We start from the raw sequence: 16,944 nt of genomic DNA, 5'->3' as shown, positions 1-16,944 counted from the left end.
AATCAACCATTTGGCGATGGGTGTTTTCGTTGTCATTAGTAGCCTAACTGTCTATACTCGGCGTCCGACCGCAAGGGGTATTCCTGGCCCGCTTTCATAGACGGTCGCCACTCCCTGGTGATGGGTACCTGACAAGTGCACTTCCCGACAACTAGCCCTGTTCGTTAGGGCTCTCAGTGTGAAAAAAGCCGTGAATAGCAAACGACCTGTAAACCTAGACCTAAGGACCATCAAACTCCCTGTCACCGCTTACACGTCCATTCTCCACCGTATCTCTGGCGTCATCCTGTTCCTCGGTATTGCCGTGCTGCTGTTCGCGCTCGACAAGTCGCTGAGGTCGGAAGAAGGCTTCGAGCAGGTGAAGGCGTGCCTGACCAGTCCTCTGGCCAAGCTGGTGATCTGGGGCCTGCTGTCTGCGCTGCTGTACCACCTGGTGGCCGGTATTCGCCACCTGGTCATGGACGCTGGCGTCGGTGAGACGCTGGAAGGCGGTAAGCGTGGCTCCAAAATCGTCATCGCCATCGCGATGGTGCTGATCGTTCTGGCGGGGGTATGGGTATGGTAACTAACGTCACAAACTTCTCGCGCTCGGGCCTCTACGACTGGATGGCACAGCGCGTTTCCGCGGTCGTTCTCGCGGCTTATGTCATTTTCCTGCTGGGCTACCTCATTGCTCACCCGAACATTTCCTACGCGGACTGGCACGGCCTGTTCTCGCAGGGCTGGATGCGCATCTTCAGCCTGTTGACCCTGGTTGCCCTGAGCGTCCATGCGTGGGTCGGTATGTGGACCATCTCCACCGACTACCTGACTCCGATGGCTCTCGGCAAGGCGGCGACAGTCGTGCGTTTCCTCTTCCAGGCGGTCTGCGGCATGGCGATGTTCGCATTCTTCGTCTGGGGTGTGCAGATTCTTTGGGGTATGTGATCCATGGCTAGCATTCGTACACTTTCCTTTGACGCCATCATCGTCGGTGGCGGTGGCGCCGGCATGCGCGCCGCGCTGCAACTGGCCCAGGGTGGCCACAAGACCGCCGTGGTGACCAAGGTCTTCCCGACCCGTTCCCACACCGTATCCGCACAGGGCGGCATCACCTGCGCCATCGCCTCGGCCGACCCGAACGACGATTGGCGCTGGCACATGTACGACACCGTCAAGGGCTCCGACTACATCGGTGACCAGGACGCCATCGAATACATGTGTTCCGTCGGCCCCGAGGCCGTGTTCGAACTCGAGCACATGGGCCTGCCGTTCTCCCGTACCGAAACCGGCCGCATCTACCAGCGTCCGTTCGGCGGCCAGTCCAAGGACTTCGGCAAGGGTGGCCAGGCCGCCCGTACCTGCGCCGCCGCCGACCGTACCGGTCACGCGCTGCTGCACACCCTGTACCAGGCCAACCTGAAGAACGGCACCTCGTTCCTCAACGAGTGGTACGCGGTCGACCTGGTGAAGAACCAGGACGGCGCGGTGGTCGGCATCATCGCCATCTGCATCGAGACCGGCGAGACCGTCTACATCCGTTCCAAGGCCGTGGTCCTGGCCACCGGCGGCGCCGGCCGCATCTACGCCTCTACCACCAACGCCCTGATCAACACCGGTGACGGCGTGGGCATGGCCCTGCGCGCCGGCGTACCGGTGCAGGACATCGAGATGTGGCAGTTCCACCCGACCGGCATCGCCGGCGCCGGTGTGCTGGTCACCGAGGGCTGCCGCGGCGAGGGTGGCTACCTGATCAACGCCCACGGCGAGCGCTTCATGGAGCGCTACGCGCCGAACGCGAAGGACCTGGCCGGTCGCGACGTGGTCGCCCGTTCCATGGTCAAGGAAGTCCTGGCCGGCAACGGCGTGGGCCCGAACAAGGACCACGTGCTGCTGAAGCTCGACCACCTCGGCGAGGAAGTCCTGCACAGCCGCCTGCCCGGCATCTGCGAACTGTCCAAGACCTTCGCTCACGTCGACCCGGTCGTCGCGCCGATCCCGGTGATCCCGACCTGCCACTACATGATGGGCGGCGTTGCCACCAACATCCATGGCCAGGCCATCACCCAGGACGCCAACGGCAACGACCAGATCGTCGAAGGCCTGTTCGCCGTGGGCGAAGTGGCCTGCGTATCGGTGCACGGCGCCAACCGTCTGGGCGGCAACTCGCTGCTCGACCTGGTGGTGTTCGGCCGTGCCGCCGGTCTGCACCTGGAGAAAGCGCTGAAAGAGGGCATCGACGCCCGTGGCGCCTCCGAGAGCGACCTGGAGGCCTCCTTCAAGCGCCTGAACGGCGTGAACGAGCGCACCAGCGGCGAAGAAGTCGCTCCGCTCAAGCGCGAGCTGCAAAGCTGCATGCAGAACTACTTCGGTGTGTTCCGCACCGGCGAGTACATGCAGAAGGGCATTGCCCAGCTGGCCGACCTGCGCGAGCGTATCGCCAACGTCAAGATCAACGACAAGAGCCAGGCATTCAACACCGCGCGCATCGAAGCGCTGGAACTGCAAAACCTCCTCGAGGTGGCCGAGGCCACCGCGATCGCGGCCGAGCACCGCAAGGAGTCCCGTGGCGCCCACGCCCGTGAAGACTTCGAGGAGCGCGACGACGAGAACTGGCTGTGCCACACCCTGTACTTCCCGGGTGAGAAGCGCGTATCCAAGCGTTCCGTCAACTTCGCGCCGAAGACCGTTCCGGCATTCGAACCCAAGGTTCGGACTTACTAAGGGTGCCCGCCATGTTGCAAGTGAGTGTTTACCGTTACAACCCCGACAAAGATGCTGCGCCGTACATGCAGGATTTCCAGGTCGACACCAACGGCAAGGACGTGATGGTCCTCGACGTGCTGGCGCTGATCAAGGAACAGGACGAGGGCTTCTCCTACCGTCGCTCCTGCCGTGAAGGCGTCTGCGGCTCCGATGGCATGAACATCAACGGCAAGAACGGCCTGGCCTGCATCACCCCGCTGTCGGCCGCCGGCCTGAAGGGCGGCAAGCTGGTGATCCGTCCGCTGCCCGGCCTGCCGGTGATCCGTGACCTGGTCGTGGACATGAGCATCTTCTACAAGCAATACGAGAAGGTGAAGCCGTTCCTGCAGAACGACACCCCGGCTCCGGCCATCGAGCGTCTGCAGTCCCCGGAAGAGCGCGAGAAACTGGACGGTCTGTACGAGTGCATCCTGTGCGCCTGCTGCTCGACCTCCTGCCCGTCCTTCTGGTGGAACCCCGACAAGTTCCTCGGCCCGGCCGCGCTGCTGCAAGCCTATCGTTTCCTGGCCGACAGCCGTGATACCAAGACCGAGGAACGTCTGGCTTCGCTGGACGACCCGTTCAGTGTGTTCCGCTGCCGCGGAATCATGAACTGCGTGAACGTTTGCCCGAAGGGTCTGAACCCGACCAAGGCGATCGGCCACGTGCGTAATATGCTGCTGCAGAGCGGAACCTGATCCCCTCGCAGTTGTTATATGAGTTGTACCTAGCGACACCTGTGGCGCCGGAGTTCTTCCGGCGTCGCAGCAACTAAGCGGGCCAAGCTCACAAAGCCATGGCCCAGATTTGAAAAATATGACCAGCAGGGGCATCCGGGCTGGTACCCGGACTATCTGCGGGATCTGTAGTGGCCATACCGATGTCGCTGCCTGAGGACTTCGGAGCCTTCAAGGTTTCGCCAGGTGGTTGTCCCCTTACCGAGGGTGACCTAGCATGCACGAAAGCGTAATGCAGCGGATGTGGAACAGTGCCCATCTATCCGGTGGTAACGCTGCCTACGTCGAAGAGCTCTACGAGCTCTACCTGCACGACCCTAACGCTGTGCCAGAAGAGTGGCGCACGTATTTCCAGAAGCTTCCCGCCGATGGCAATCCCGCCCCCGACGTTTCGCACTCCACGGTGCGCGACCATTTCGTCCTGCTGGCCAAGAACCAGCGCCGTGCCCAGCCGGTTTCCGCCGGCAGCGTGAGCAGCGAGCACGAGAAGAAACAGGTCGAAGTCCTTCGTCTCATTCACGCTTACCGTCTGCGCGGCCACCAGGCCTCCACCCTCGACCCGCTCGGCCTGTGGCAGCGTCCCGCGCCTGCCGACCTGTCGATCGACCACTATGGTCTGACGGGTGCCGACCTGGATACGACTTTCCGCACCGGTGAGCTCTATATCGGCAAGGAAGAAGCGACCCTGCGTGAAATCGTCGACAGCCTGAAGAGCACCTACTGCGGTACCTTCGGCGCCGAGTTCATGCACATCGTCGATTCCGAGCAGCGCAAGTGGTTCCTCCAGCGCCTGGAAAGCGTGCGCGGCCGTCCCGGCTTCTCCGCCGAGGCGCGAGCGCACCTGCTCGAGCGCCTGACCGCCGCCGAGGGCCTGGAGAAGTACCTGGGCACCAAGTACCCGGGCACCAAGCGTTTCGGCCTGGAAGGCGGCGAGAGCCTGATCCCGATGGTCGACGAGATCATCCAGCGCTGCGGTTCCTACGGCGCCAAGGAAATCGTCATCGGCATGGCCCACCGCGGCCGCCTGAACGTCCTGGTCAACACCCTGGGCAAGAACCCGCGCGACCTGTTCGACGAGTTCGAAGGCAAGAAGATCGTCGAGCTCGGCTCCGGTGACGTGAAATACCACCAGGGCTTCTCCTCGAACGTGATGACCAGCGGTGGCGAAGTCCACCTGGCGCTGGCGTTCAACCCGTCCCACCTGGAGATCGTTTCCCCGGTGGTCGAGGGTTCCGTTCGCGCTCGCCAGGATCGCCGCAAGGACGGTTCCGGCGACAAGGTGGTACCGATTTCCATCCACGGCGATGCCGCCTTCGCGGGGCAGGGCGTGGTCATGGAAACCTTCCAGATGTCGCAGACCCGCGCCTACAAGACCGGTGGCACCATCCACCTGGTGATCAACAACCAGGTCGGTTTCACCACCAGCCGCCAGGACGATGCGCGCTCCACCGAGTACGCCACCGACGTGGCGAAGATGATTCAGGCGCCGATCTTCCACGTCAACGGCGACGATCCGGAAGCCGTGCTGTTCGTCACCCAGCTGGCCGTCGACTACCGCATGCAGTTCAAGCGCGACGTGGTCATCGACCTGGTCTGCTACCGTCGTCGTGGCCACAACGAGGCCGACGAGCCGAGCGGCACCCAGCCGCTGATGTACCAGCAGATCGCCAAGCAGCGCACCACCCGCGAGCTGTACGCCGACACCCTGGTGAACGCCGGCGTGCTCAGCGCCGAGCAGGTCCAGTCGAAGATCGACGACTACCGCGACGCGCTGGACAACGGCCTGCACGTGGTGAAGAGCCTGGTCAAGGAGCCCAACAAGGAACTGTTCGTCGACTGGCGTCCGTACCTGGGTCATGCCTGGACCGCGCGTCACGACACCCGCTTCGACCTGAAGACCCTGCAGGAACTGTCCAGCAAGATGCTGGAAGTGCCGGAAGGCTTCGTGGTTCAGCGCCAGGTTTCGAAGATCTACGAAGATCGCCAGAAGATGGCGGCCGGTGGCCTGCCGATCAACTGGGGCTTCGCCGAGACCCTGGCCTACGCGACCCTGCTGTTCGAAGGCCATCCGGTGCGGATGACCGGCCAGGACGTCGGCCGTGGCACCTTCTCGCACCGTCACGCGGTGCTGCACAACCAGAAGGACGACTCGGTCTACGTACCGCTGGCCAATCTGTTCGACGGCCAGCCGCGCCTGGATATCTACGATTCCTTCCTTTCGGAAGAGGCCGTGCTGGCGTTCGAATACGGTTTCGCCACCACCACGCCGAACTCGCTGGTGATCTGGGAAGCCCAGTTCGGCGACTTCGCCAACGGCGCCCAGGTGGTCATCGACCAGTTCATCACCAGTGGCGAAAGCAAGTGGGGCCGACTCTGCGGCCTGACCATGCTGCTGCCGCACGGCTATGAAGGGCAGGGCCCGGAGCACTCCTCCGCGCGTCTGGAGCGCTACCTGCAGCTCTGCGCCGAGCAGAACGTTCAGGTCTGCGTGCCGACCACCCCGGCCCAGGTCTACCACATGCTCCGCCGTCAGGTGATCCGCCCGCTGCGCAAGCCGCTGATCGTGATGACGCCGAAGTCCCTGCTGCGTCACAAGCTCGCCATCTCGACCCTGGAAGATCTGGCCAACGGTTCCTTCCAGACCGTGATCCCGGAAATCGACAGCCTGGATCCGAAGAAGGTCGACCGCGTCGTGCTGTGCAGCGGCAAGGTGTACTACGACCTGCTGGAGAAGCGTCGCGCGGAAGGCCGCGAAGACACCGCGATCGTCCGTATCGAGCAGCTGTATCCGTTCCCGGAAGACGACCTGGCGGAGGTTCTGGCTCCCTACAAGAACCTCAAGCACATCGTCTGGTGCCAGGAAGAGCCGATGAACCAGGGTGCCTGGTTCTGCAGCCAGCATCACATGCGCCGTGTCATCGCCGCGCACAAGAAGGGTCTCAACCTCGAGTACGCCGGTCGCGAAGGCTCCGCTGCTCCGGCTTGCGGCTACGCCTCGATGCACGCCGAGCAGCAGGAAAAACTGCTGCAAGACGCCTTTACTGTTTAACGCCTACGCGCTGAAGAAACCGAATTTAAGGAAACGCACATAATGGCTATCGAAATCAAAGCCCCAACCTTCCCGGAATCGGTCGCCGACGGCACCGTCGCCACCTGGCACAAGAAGCCGGGCGAAGCGGTCAAGCGTGACGAACTGATCGTCGACATCGAGACCGACAAGGTCGTCATCGAGGTTCTCGCCGAGGCTGATGGCGTGCTGGCCGAGATCATCAAGAACGAAGGCGACACCGTTCTGAGCAACGAGCTGCTCGGCAAGCTGAACGAAGGCGGTGCCGCCGCTCCGGCCGCTCCGGCTGCCGCTGCGCCCGCCGCCGCTCCGGCTGCCCAGGCCGCTGCCGCTCCGGCTGCCGCTGGCGGCGACGATGCCATCCTGTCCCCGGCCGCGCGCAAGCTGGCCGAGGAAGCCGGCATCGACCCGAACAGCATCGCCGGCACCGGCAAGGGCGGTCGCGTGACCAAGGAAGACGTGGTCGCCGCCGTCGAAGCGAAGAAGAACGCCCCGGCCGCTCCGGCCAAGCCTGCCGCTCCGGCCGCCGAGGCGCCGATCTTCGCCGCTGGCGATCGTGTCGAGAAGCGCGTGCCGATGACCCGCCTGCGCGCCAAGGTCGCCGAGCGCCTGGTCGAGGCGCAGTCCGCCATGGCCATGCTGACCACCTTCAACGAGGTCAACATGAAGCCGATCATGGACCTGCGTTCGAAGTACAAGGACCTCTTCGAGAAGAAGCACAACGGTGTTCGCCTGGGCTTCATGTCCTTCTTCGTCAAGGCCGCCACCGAGGCGCTGAAGCGCTTCCCGGGGGTCAACGCCTCCATCGACGGCAACGACATCGTCTACCACGGCTACCAGGACATCGGCGTTGCCGTTTCCAGCGATCGTGGCTTGGTGGTCCCGGTCCTGCGTAACGCCGAGTTCATGAGCCTGGCCGAAATCGAAGGCGGCATCGCCAACTTCGGCAAGAAGGCGAAGGAAGGCAAGCTGACCATCGAGGACATGACCGGCGGTACCTTCACCATCTCCAATGGTGGCGTGTTCGGTTCCCTGCTCTCGACCCCGATCGTCAACCCGCCGCAGACCGCCATCCTCGGCATGCACAAGATCCAGGAGCGCCCGATGGCCGTGAACGGCCAGGTGGTGATCCTGCCGATGATGTACCTGGCGCTGTCCTACGACCACCGTCTGATCGACGGCAAGGAAGCGGTGAGCTTCCTGGTGGCGATCAAGGACCTGCTGGAAGATCCGGCTCGCCTGCTGCTGGACGTCTGATTTAGCGTTTCTCTTCACGGCGGCCCCCTCGTGGGGCCGTCCGGTTTCACCCGAATAAGGATTGAGATATGAGCCAGAAATTCGACGTGGTAGTGATTGGTGCCGGCCCCGGCGGTTACGTTGCCGCCATCCGCGCTGCCCAGCTGGGCCTGAAGACCGCCTGCATCGAGAAGTACATCGGCAAGGAAGGCAAGGTGGCGCTCGGCGGTACCTGCCTGAACGTTGGCTGCATCCCGTCCAAGGCGCTGCTGGACAGCTCCTACAAGTACCACGAGGCCAAAGAGGCCTTCAAAGTCCATGGCATCGAAGCCAAGGGCGTCACCATCGACGTTCCGGCGATGGTTGCGCGCAAGGCCAACATCGTCAAGAACCTGACCGGCGGCATCGCCACTCTGTTCAAGGCCAACGGCGTGACTTCCTTCGAAGGCCACGGCAAGCTACTGGCCAACAAGCAGGTGGAAGTGACCGGCCTGGACGGCAAGACCCAGGTCCTGGAAGCCGAGAACGTGATCATCGCCTCCGGCTCCCGTCCGGTGGAGATCCCGCCGGCCCCGCTGACCGACGACATCATCGTCGACTCCACCGGCGCCCTGGAATTCCAGGCCGTGCCGAAGAAGCTGGGCGTGATCGGCGCCGGCGTCATCGGTCTGGAGCTGGGTTCGGTATGGGCCCGCCTGGGTGCCGAGGTGACCGTCCTGGAAGCCCTGGACAAGTTCCTCCCGGCCGCCGACGAGCAGATCGCCAAGGAAGCCCTGAAGGTCCTGACCAAGCAAGGCCTGAACATCCGTCTGGGCGCCCGCGTGACCGCTTCGGAAGTGAAGAAGAAGCAGGTCACCGTGACCTTCACCGACGCCAACGGCGAGCAGAAGGAAACCTTCGACAAGCTGATCGTCGCGGTCGGCCGCCGCCCGGTGACCACCGACCTGCTGGCCGCCGACAGCGGCGTGACCCTCGACGAGCGTGGTTTCATCTACGTCGACGACCACTGCAAGACCAGCGTGCCGGGCGTCTTCGCCATCGGTGACGTGGTCCGCGGCGCGATGCTCGCGCACAAGGCCTCGGAAGAGGGCGTGATGGTCGCCGAGCGCATCGCCGGCCACAAGGCGCAGATGAACTACGACCTGATCCCGTCGGTCATCTACACCCACCCGGAAATCGCCTGGGTCGGCAAGACCGAGCAGACCCTCAAGGCCGAGGGCGTCGAAGTCAACGTCGGCACCTTCCCGTTCGCCGCCAGCGGTCGTGCGATGGCCGCCAACGACACCACCGGCCTGGTCAAGGTCATCGCCGATGCGAAGACCGACCGCGTGCTGGGCGTCCACGTGATCGGCCCGAGCGCCGCCGAGCTGGTGCAGCAGGGCGCGATCGGCATGGAGTTCGGCACCAGCGCCGAGGACCTGGGCATGATGGTCTTCTCCCACCCGACCCTGTCCGAAGCCCTGCACGAAGCCGCCCTGGCGGTGAATGGCCATGCCATCCATATCGCCAACCGCAAGAAGCGCTGAGTGAACCGACGCCCCGGTTCACGCCAGGGGCGTCACAACGACGCGGGACGCGTCGTCCGTCAGGCCAGGACAGGTTCCTGGCCTTGTCGGGTCCGGGTTCTGTAGAATCCACGGTTTGCCGCCTGCGTCGGGATGACGCAGCGGCAGACTTTCAGAAGAACCACGGTGGGTGAGCGCCGGCGACCGTTGCGAGGTGGCCGCGGGCGCATACCGCCGGACTGTTTTCTCGCGAGCCGGGCGGTTCGCGAAGTGACGGTCACAGGTGGTGGGGCGCCACGAGTGCTCCACCGAAATGCGCAATACCTAGACGAATAACGGTAGACAAGCATGAATCTCCACGAATATCAGGGTAAGCAGCTGTTCGCTGAATACGGCCTGCCTGTATCCAAGGGCTTTGCCGTAGACACCCCGAAGAGGCCGCAGAAGCCTGCGACAAGATCGGCGGCAGCGAGTGGGTCGTCAAAGCTCAGGTGCACGCCGGTGGCCGCGGTAAAGCGGGCGGTGTGAAGCTGGTGAAGAGCAAAGAGGACGCCAAGGCGTTCGCCCAGCAGTGGCTGGGCAAGAACCTGGTGACCTACCAGACCGACGCCAACGGCCAGCCGGTCAGCAAGATCCTGGTGGAGTCCTGCACCGACATCGACAAGGAGCTGTATCTCGGCGCCGTCGTCGATCGTTCCAGCCGCCGCATCGTGTTCATGGCTTCCACCGAGGGTGGCGTGGACATCGAGAAGGTCGCCCACGACACTCCCGAGAAGATCCTCAAGGCCACCATCGACCCGCTGGTCGGCGCGCAGCCGTACCAGGGCCGCGAGCTGGCCTTCCAGCTGGGCCTGAAGGGCGACCAGATCAAGCAGTTCACCCATATCTTCGTCGGCCTGGCGAAGCTGTTCCAGGACTACGACCTGGCCCTGCTGGAAGTGAACCCGCTGGTGATCAAGAAGGACGGCAACCTGCACTGCCTGGACGCCAAGATCAACATCGACAGCAACGCCCTGTACCGCCAGCCGAAGCTACGCGCCATGCACGACCCGTCCCAGGACGACGCCCGTGAAGCCCATGCGCAGAAGTGGGAGCTGAACTACGTCGCGCTGGAAGGCAACATCGGCTGCATGGTCAACGGCGCCGGCCTGGCCATGGGTACCATGGACATCGTCAACCTGCACGGCGGCAAGCCGGCCAACTTCCTCGACGTTGGCGGCGGTGCGACCAAGGAGCGCGTCACCGAAGCGTTCAAGATCATCCTGTCCGACAGCAACGTGAAGGCCGTTCTGGTGAACATCTTCGGCGGCATCGTGCGTTGCGACATGATCGCCGAAGGCATCATCGGCGCCGTCAAAGAAGTCGGCGTGAAGGTTCCGGTCGTCGTCCGCCTGGAAGGCAACAACGCTGAACTGGGTGCCAAGGTCCTGGCCGAGAGCGGCCTGAACATCATCGCGGCAACCAGCCTGACCGACGCTGCCCAGCAAGTCGTCAAGGCCGCGGAGGGTAAGTAATGAGCGTCCTGATCAACAAAGACACCAAAGTCATCTGCCAAGGCTTCACCGGTAGCCAGGGCACCTTCCACTCCGAGCAGGCCATCGCCTACGGCACCAAGATGGTCGGCGGCGTGACCCCCGGCAAGGGCGGCACCACCCACCTCGGCCTGCCGGTGTTCAACACCGTCAAGGAAGCCGTGGAAGCCACTGGCGCCGAAGCCTCGGTCATCTACGTTCCGGCTCCGTTCTGCAAGGACTCGATCCTGGAAGCGGCGTTCGGCGGCATCAAGCTGATCGTCTGCATCACCGAAGGCATCCCGACCCTCGACATGCTGGACGCCAAGGTCAAGTGCGACGAGCTGGGCGTACGCCTGATCGGCCCGAACTGCCCGGGCGTGATCACTCCCGGCGAGTGCAAGATCGGCATCATGCCGGGTCACATCCACCTGCCGGGCAAGGTCGGCATCGTGTCGCGTTCCGGCACCCTGACCTACGAAGCCGTGAAGCAGACCACCGACGCCGGCTTCGGCCAGTCCACCTGCGTGGGCATCGGCGGCGACCCGATCCCGGGCTCCAACTTCATCGACATCCTGAAGCTGTTCCAGGAAGACCCGCAGACCGAAGCCATCGTCATGATCGGCGAGATCGGCGGCTCCGCTGAAGAAGAGGCCGCGGCCTTCATCAAGGCCAACGTGACCAAGCCGGTGGTGTCCTACATCGCTGGCGTGACCGCCCCTCCGGGCAAGCGCATGGGCCACGCCGGCGCCATCATCTCCGGTGGCAAGGGCACCGCGGACGAGAAGTTCGCCGCCCTGCAGGACGCCGGGGTGAAGACCGTGCGTTCCCTGGCCGACATCGGCAAGGCCCTGGCCGAGCTGACCGGTTGGGAAGTGAAGAAGGCCTGATTTCCCGGGTTTTCTGACTTCCAGAACGAAGGCCACCGCCTCACAGCGGTGGCCTTCGTCGTTTTATCGTGTCCGTCGAACGGATGTCGTCGCGATGCGCTATCATTGCCAGCGGTTCTTGTCCGACAAAACCGTCGGACGCGCCATGCAATGCCCCGCAGGTCATCGCACCTGCAGCGATAACGCCACATGGCCCTCAAAAGGGGTCGGGCGGCTTGACCGGTCCTCCCCATCCGGAAGGACGATGTTTCCTAACACCCCCAAAGGGAAACCCCGAACAACCGAGACTTCTGCCAGTGGTACATCCTCCTATGACTCATTTGAAAGGGTTCGACCTGCTCGCCCTTGGCTTCATGACGTTCGCGCTTTTTCTTGGCGCGGGTAACATCATCTTTCCTCCGAGCGCCGGTATGGCGGCGGGCGAACATGTGTGGAGCGCGGCCTTCGGCTTCCTCCTCACCGGTGTCGGCCTGCCGTTGCTGACGGTGGTCGCTCTGGCTCGCGTCGGCGGCGGTATCGGCCGGCTGACCCAGCCGATCGGGCGGCGTGCGGGGGTGGCGTTCGCCATCGCCGTCTATCTCGCCATCGGTCCGCTGTTCGCCACGCCGCGTACGGCCGTGGTGTCCTTCGAGATGGGCGTCGCGCCCTTCACCGGGGACGGAGGCGCGCCGCTGCTCGTCTACACCGTCGCCTATTTCGCCGTGGTGCTGTTCCTCGTGCTGAACCCGGGCCGCCTCGTCGACCGGGTCGGCAAGGTCATCACGCCGGTGCTGCTGTCGGCCCTGCTGGTCCTTGGCGGCGCGGCGATCTTCGCGCCCGCGGGCGAGATCGGCAGCAGTTCGGGGGAATACCGGAGCGCGCCGCTGGTGCAGGGCTTCCTGCAAGGCTATCTGACCATGGATACGCTGGGCGCGCTGGTCTTCGGCATCGTCATCGCCACCGCCATCCGTGACCGTGGTATCAGCGACAGTCGCCTGGTCACCCGCTATTCGATGATCGCCGGCATGATCGCTGCGACCGGCCTGTCGCTGGTCTACCTTGCGCTCTTCTATCTCGGCGCCACCAGCCAGGGCATCGCCGGCGATGCGCAGAACGGCGTGCAGATACTCACCGCCTACGTACACCAGACCTTCGGCATTTCCGGCAGCCTGCTGCTGGCGGTGGTCATCACCCTGGCGTGCCTGACCACGGCGGTGGGGCTGATCACCGCCTGCGGCGAGTTCTTCAGCGAGCTGTTGCCGGTTTCCTACAAGGTGGTGGTGATCGTGTTCTCGCTGTTCAGCCTGCTGGTCGCCAACCAGGGGCTGACCCAGTTGATCAGCCTTTCGGTACCGGTGCTGGTGGGACTCTACCCGCTCGCCATCGTGCTGATCGCCCTGAGCCTGTTCGACCGTCTCTGGGTATCGGCTCCGCGGGTATTCGTGCCGGTGATGATCGTGGCATTGATCTTCGGCATCGTCGACGGGCTGGGGGCGGCCAAGCTGAACGGATGGGTGCCGGAGGTCTTCGCCAAGCTCCCGCTGGCCGGCCAGAGCCTGGGATGGTTGCTGCCGGTATCCATTGCGCTCGTCCTGGCGGTCATCTGCGATCGACTGCTGGGCAAGCCACGCGAAGCGGTTGCCTGAGACCTCAGGCGTACGCGCCAAGGCCGCCTGCGGGCGGCCTTTTTCATGAGCCGACGAAAGTCGTGTCCTGGCCGGGGCGGGCGACGTCCCAACGGCGCGAAACAACGGCGGGGCGATTCCCGGCCGGCTCACGGGGGAAGTTTTCATGACTGCCGAACTCGGCATCTTCAACGGGCACCTGCTGCAACACCTGCTGGCGGCGCTCTGGTTCCTGGTCTGCTGGGTGGGCTACACCCGCTATGCGACCTGGAAGGGGCGCGACACCGCCTGCCTGGCCAGCGTCCTGCATCTCTACCGGGAGGACTGGATGCGCCGGCTGCTGCTGCGCGACAACCGCATCGCCGATGCCAGCGTGATCGGCAACCTGGAGCGCAACGCATCCTTCTTCGCCTCCAGCACCCTGATCATCCTCGCCGGCATTCTCACCCTGCTGGGTTCCACCGACCGCGCGGTCTCGGTTCTGGCCGACCTGCCGTTCGTCGAGGAGGCCAGTCGCGGCTTGTCCGAGCTGAAGCTGCTGTGCCTGGCGGTGGTCTTCGTCTACGCCTTCTTCACCTTCAGCTGGTGCATGCGCCAGTACAACTTCGCGGCGATCCTGGTCGGTTCGGCGCCGATGATCGGTGAGCGCAACGTCGGCGAGCTGGAGCGCAAGTCCTTCGCCGAGCGCGCGGCACGGGTGATCTCGCTGGCCGCCAACCAGTTCAACTTCGGCCTGCGTTCGTATTATTTCGGCCTGGCCATGCTCGCCTGGTTCATCAATTCCTGGTTCTTCATGCTGGTGACGACCGGCGTGGTGCTGGTTCTCTATCGCCGAGAATTCCATTCGGACGTGCTGGAAGTGATGGTCTACACCGCGACCGCCATTTCCGAAAGCCCACGGGAAGGCGAGGGCGAGGTGCCCAGGGGCTGAATCCCGGGCATGAAAAAGCCCGCTTGCGCGGGCTCTTTCAGGGTACGTCAACAAGAACTCATTGCTGGTTCTGTTGCGGTTGCTCCGGAGTCGGGGCCGGAGTCTGCGGGGTGGCCGGAGTGTCGCTCGACGGCGCCGGGGTGCTGGGCTCGGCAGGCGGAGTAGCCGGAGCGCTGGGCTGCTGCTCGGTAGCCGGAGCTGCCGGGGCGGCTGCCTTGTCTTCCTCTTTCTTGTCGCAGGCGGCCAGGCCAAGGCTGGCGGCGAGCAGCAGGGCAAGAGTTACGGTCTTTTTCATCGTTTAGCCTCCATGTGCGGCTTTCCTCGTTGTAGCCCTTTGAACATGGGCCGGGGCGTGAAGTTCCACACACTTCGATTATTTCGATCGATATGGCCGAAACCCCGGCTGCCGGGGCTTTGGTCGCAGGGTATGATTCGCCTTCGGAAAATTCCTAGCAAGGTTGCCGTCATGTCGGAAAACCCCCTCCTCGAGCGCGCCCGCCGCTTTCTCTCGGCCCTGCGCCACTGCCAGGTGCTGGGCGTGACGGTGGAGGCCGCGGATGAAAAAGGCCTGACCCTGCGCCTGCCGTACAGCCAGGCGATCATCGGCAATCCGGAAAGCGGGGTGATCCATGGCGGCGCTATCACCACCCTGATGGACACCACCTGTGGAATCTCCACGGTGTGCGTGCTGCCGGAATTCGAGATCTGCCCGACCCTCGACCTGCGCATCGACTACATGCACCCCGCCGAGCCGAACAAGGATGTCTATGGCTTCGCCGAGTGCTACCGGGTCACGCCGAATGTGATCTTCACCCGTGGCTTCGCCTACCAGGACGATCCCGGTCAGCCGATCGCCCATGTCGTCGGCGCGTTCATGCGCATGGGCGGCGTCGCCCGCGCCGGTAGCGCCAGGCCGGGTGCGCAGGGAGGTGCGGCATGAGCCCGGCCAGCCTCGAACAACTGGTCCGCGAAGCGCGGCAGAACAACGACTACAGCCTGCTGCTGGAGCTCATCCCCTACGCCAGGCTGATCGGCATCGAATGCCTGCGCCTGGGTGACGACATGGTCTTCCGCCTGCCGGCGAGCAAGGACAACATCGGCAACCCGACCCTGCCGGCGATCCATGGCGGGGTCATCGCCGGTTTCATGGAGCACGCGGCGATGCTGCACCTGCTGACTTTCATGAGCATGCCGCACCTGCCGAAGATCATCGACTTTTCCATCGATTACCTGCGCGCCGGGCACTTCCGCGATACCTACGCGCAATGCCAGGTCTGGCGCCAGGGGCGGCGGGTGGCGAATGTCGCGATCACTGCCTGGCAGAGCACCCAGAGCGAGCCGATCGCCACTGCGCGGGCGCACTTCAAGGTGGACGAGCCGTGAGCGGCGCGTCGCGCCGCCGGGCCTGAGGAAATCGCGATGGATGCTTTGCTGATACTGGGCGGCCTGCTGCTGATGGTCGCCGGCTATATCTGGGTCATCGTCCTGGCCTTCGGCACCGGCCTGCTGTGGGGCTACGGCAGCCTGCTGCCGCCGGTGGCGCTGGTCTACATCGGTGTGCACTGGCGCACCGCGCGCAAGGGCGTGGGGCTCGCCGCGCTGGGCTGTATCCCGCTGGTGGTCGGCCTGGCCCTGCTGGCCAACCACGACGCCGCGCGGCTGGAGGCTATCCTCAGCCTGCGCTGGCTGAAGCCGGAAGCCAAGCCGCCGGCGGAACTGGCCATAGTCCTGCGCGGCGAGTTCAACGGGCGACCGTTCATGCCGCAGAGCGGCGAACTGATCGATGGCGTGCTCAGCCTGCGCCAGGGCCATGACTTCTATGCCCAGCGCGAGTTGCAGATCCGCCTGCCGGCCCAGCCGACCGGTCCGCTGCGCCTGGATGTGCTGCCGGAGGACGGCGGGGCGCTACCGGAAATCGAACTGAGCTGGCTGCTGCCGGAACAGGACCTGCCCGAAGCCCGTCGCCTCGCCCGGGGCTACACCTTGCACCTGGACCTCGAGCCAAAGGCGCCGAACCGCCTGGCGGGGGAGTTCCACCTGAGCCTGCCGAGCGACTACCGCACCACCCTCAGCGGTCATCTCGAACTGTATACCGACCGCCTGCGCTACCGTTACGGCAAGGTCGACCTCGGCTACGACTCCGACGATACCGTGGCGCTGGTCCTGCGCGATTACCTGCAACGACGCTTCGCCAATCGCGATGTCAGCCTCGTCCGGGCCCCCTCCTGGCGCGCGGCCAGCCGTGCCCGTCCGCTGCGCGTCGAGGCGCTGGTGGGCGGCCGGAGCGAGGTCCTGGAGCTGACGCTGGAGCGGAACGCCCGTCGGGAATGGGCGGTACGCGGCGACGACTTCGCCGAACTGCCGGCGGAGCAGGCGCCAGCGCTCCTGGTCGCTGCGCCCGAACCGCAGGTGCCGCCGGCGCCGCGCAACGCGGAGCTGGACCTGGAGACGGTGCAGGTCGAGCCCGAGCGCTATCGCCAGCGCCTGGTCAAGGCCACCACCTTGCGCGGACGAATCGCCGAGGGCCGCTTCACCGGCCTCGACGGCGAGGGACGGCTGGTGATCCGCCGGGAAATGCCCGGGGCGGGGGAGGCGAGCTACCTGTTGCGTCCGGCGGAGATCGCCCGTCTCGAGCTGCTCGAGCGCTAGGGGCGGCAGGCGCGAACGGTTTTTTTGCATAAGCGCTTGAAAATCCGGGAGAAGGCCCCACCTAGGGGACATCCGCCGTGGTACGCGGCT

At 64.5% G+C, this 16,944-nt stretch carries 14 protein-coding genes and 1 pseudogene; 14 read left to right on the top strand and 1 reads right to left on the bottom strand.

What is annotated here, in order from left to right:
- Nucleotides 1-178: 178 nt before the first annotated feature.
- The 11 genes and pseudogenes from sdhC to B7D75_RS16905 all read left to right on the top strand — a co-directional run bounded on the left by sdhC (nucleotide 179) and on the right by B7D75_RS16905 (nucleotide 14,205).
- Nucleotides 179-565, top strand: coding sequence for a succinate dehydrogenase, cytochrome b556 subunit (gene sdhC, locus B7D75_RS16955; RefSeq protein ID WP_162600467.1), 387 nt, complete (start codon nucleotides 179-181; stop codon nucleotides 563-565).
- Nucleotides 559-927 (top strand): succinate dehydrogenase, hydrophobic membrane anchor protein, encoded by a 369-nt coding sequence (gene sdhD, locus B7D75_RS16950; RefSeq protein WP_024915987.1) that lies wholly within the window; start codon nucleotides 559-561, stop codon nucleotides 925-927. The genes sdhC and sdhD overlap by 7 nt, the downstream gene beginning before the upstream one ends.
- Nucleotides 928-930: 3 nt before the next feature.
- Entirely contained in the window at nucleotides 931-2,703 is a 1,773-nt protein-coding gene (sdhA, locus tag B7D75_RS16945) for a succinate dehydrogenase flavoprotein subunit (RefSeq protein WP_003087407.1), read from the top strand.
- 11 nt (nucleotides 2,704-2,714) lie between these two features.
- Nucleotides 2,715-3,422, top strand: coding sequence for a succinate dehydrogenase iron-sulfur subunit (locus B7D75_RS16940; RefSeq protein ID WP_003154624.1), 708 nt, complete (start codon nucleotides 2,715-2,717; stop codon nucleotides 3,420-3,422).
- Nucleotides 3,423-3,678: 256 nt separating this feature from the next.
- Nucleotides 3,679-6,510 (top strand): 2-oxoglutarate dehydrogenase E1 component, encoded by a 2,832-nt coding sequence (locus tag B7D75_RS16935; RefSeq protein WP_033998642.1) that lies wholly within the window; start codon nucleotides 3,679-3,681, stop codon nucleotides 6,508-6,510.
- Nucleotides 6,511-6,552: 42 nt separating this feature from the next.
- Entirely contained in the window at nucleotides 6,553-7,785 is a 1,233-nt protein-coding gene (gene odhB, locus B7D75_RS16930; RefSeq protein WP_024915985.1) for a 2-oxoglutarate dehydrogenase complex dihydrolipoyllysine-residue succinyltransferase, read from the top strand.
- Nucleotides 7,786-7,853: 68 nt separating this feature from the next.
- Nucleotides 7,854-9,290 carry a dihydrolipoyl dehydrogenase gene (gene lpdA, locus B7D75_RS16925; protein ID WP_003087422.1) on the top strand — a complete coding sequence of 479 codons (1,437 nt, stop codon included), beginning with the start codon at nucleotides 7,854-7,856 and terminating at the stop codon, nucleotides 9,288-9,290.
- Nucleotides 9,291-9,617: 327 nt separating this feature from the next.
- Nucleotides 9,618-10,783: pseudogene (gene sucC / locus B7D75_RS16920) on the top strand (ADP-forming succinate--CoA ligase subunit beta).
- Nucleotides 10,783-11,670: a succinate--CoA ligase subunit alpha gene (sucD, locus tag B7D75_RS16915; protein WP_003087428.1), complete on the top strand. Its 888-nt coding sequence runs from the start codon at nucleotides 10,783-10,785 to the stop codon at nucleotides 11,668-11,670. The pseudogene sucC and the gene sucD overlap by 1 nt, the downstream one beginning before the upstream one ends.
- Before the next feature lie 311 nt (nucleotides 11,671-11,981).
- Entirely contained in the window at nucleotides 11,982-13,295 is a 1,314-nt protein-coding gene (gene brnQ / locus B7D75_RS16910) for a branched-chain amino acid transport system II carrier protein (RefSeq protein ID WP_033998640.1), read from the top strand.
- A gap of 145 nt (nucleotides 13,296-13,440) precedes the next feature.
- The gene (locus B7D75_RS16905) at nucleotides 13,441-14,205 is read left to right on the top strand and encodes a DUF599 domain-containing protein (protein WP_003149383.1); all 765 of its coding nucleotides are present in this window, start codon (nucleotides 13,441-13,443) and stop codon (nucleotides 14,203-14,205) included.
- Between the two features lie 58 nt (nucleotides 14,206-14,263).
- On the opposite strand, the gene B7D75_RS16900 is transcribed toward B7D75_RS16905, so the two are convergent.
- Entirely contained in the window at nucleotides 14,264-14,500 is a 237-nt protein-coding gene (locus tag B7D75_RS16900) for a hypothetical protein (RefSeq protein ID WP_003149385.1), read from the bottom strand.
- A 171-nt stretch (nucleotides 14,501-14,671) separates the two neighbouring features.
- On the opposite strand from B7D75_RS16900, the gene B7D75_RS16895 reads away from it, so the two are divergent.
- From B7D75_RS16895 to B7D75_RS16885, 3 genes are read left to right on the top strand one after another with little or no spacing between them, the layout of a single operon-like run.
- Nucleotides 14,672-15,145 carry a PaaI family thioesterase gene (locus B7D75_RS16895; protein ID WP_012076291.1) on the top strand — a complete coding sequence of 158 codons (474 nt, stop codon included), beginning with the start codon at nucleotides 14,672-14,674 and terminating at the stop codon, nucleotides 15,143-15,145.
- Nucleotides 15,142-15,588 carry a PaaI family thioesterase gene (locus B7D75_RS16890; RefSeq protein WP_107114248.1) on the top strand — a complete coding sequence of 149 codons (447 nt, stop codon included), beginning with the start codon at nucleotides 15,142-15,144 and terminating at the stop codon, nucleotides 15,586-15,588. Before B7D75_RS16895 ends, B7D75_RS16890 begins: the two co-directional genes overlap by 4 nt.
- A 36-nt stretch (nucleotides 15,589-15,624) precedes the next feature.
- The gene (locus tag B7D75_RS16885; RefSeq protein WP_107114247.1) at nucleotides 15,625-16,854 is read left to right on the top strand and encodes an MFS transporter; all 1,230 of its coding nucleotides are present in this window, start codon (nucleotides 15,625-15,627) and stop codon (nucleotides 16,852-16,854) included.
- The last annotated feature ends 90 nt before the right edge of the window (nucleotides 16,855-16,944 follow it).

This window comes from Pseudomonas paraeruginosa (genome assembly GCF_003025345.2).
Taxonomy (GTDB): Bacteria; Pseudomonadota; Gammaproteobacteria; order Pseudomonadales; family Pseudomonadaceae; genus Pseudomonas; species Pseudomonas paraeruginosa.
The sequence above is the reverse complement of the archived record's forward strand: the minus strand, read 5'-3'. Positions and strand labels throughout refer to the sequence as shown.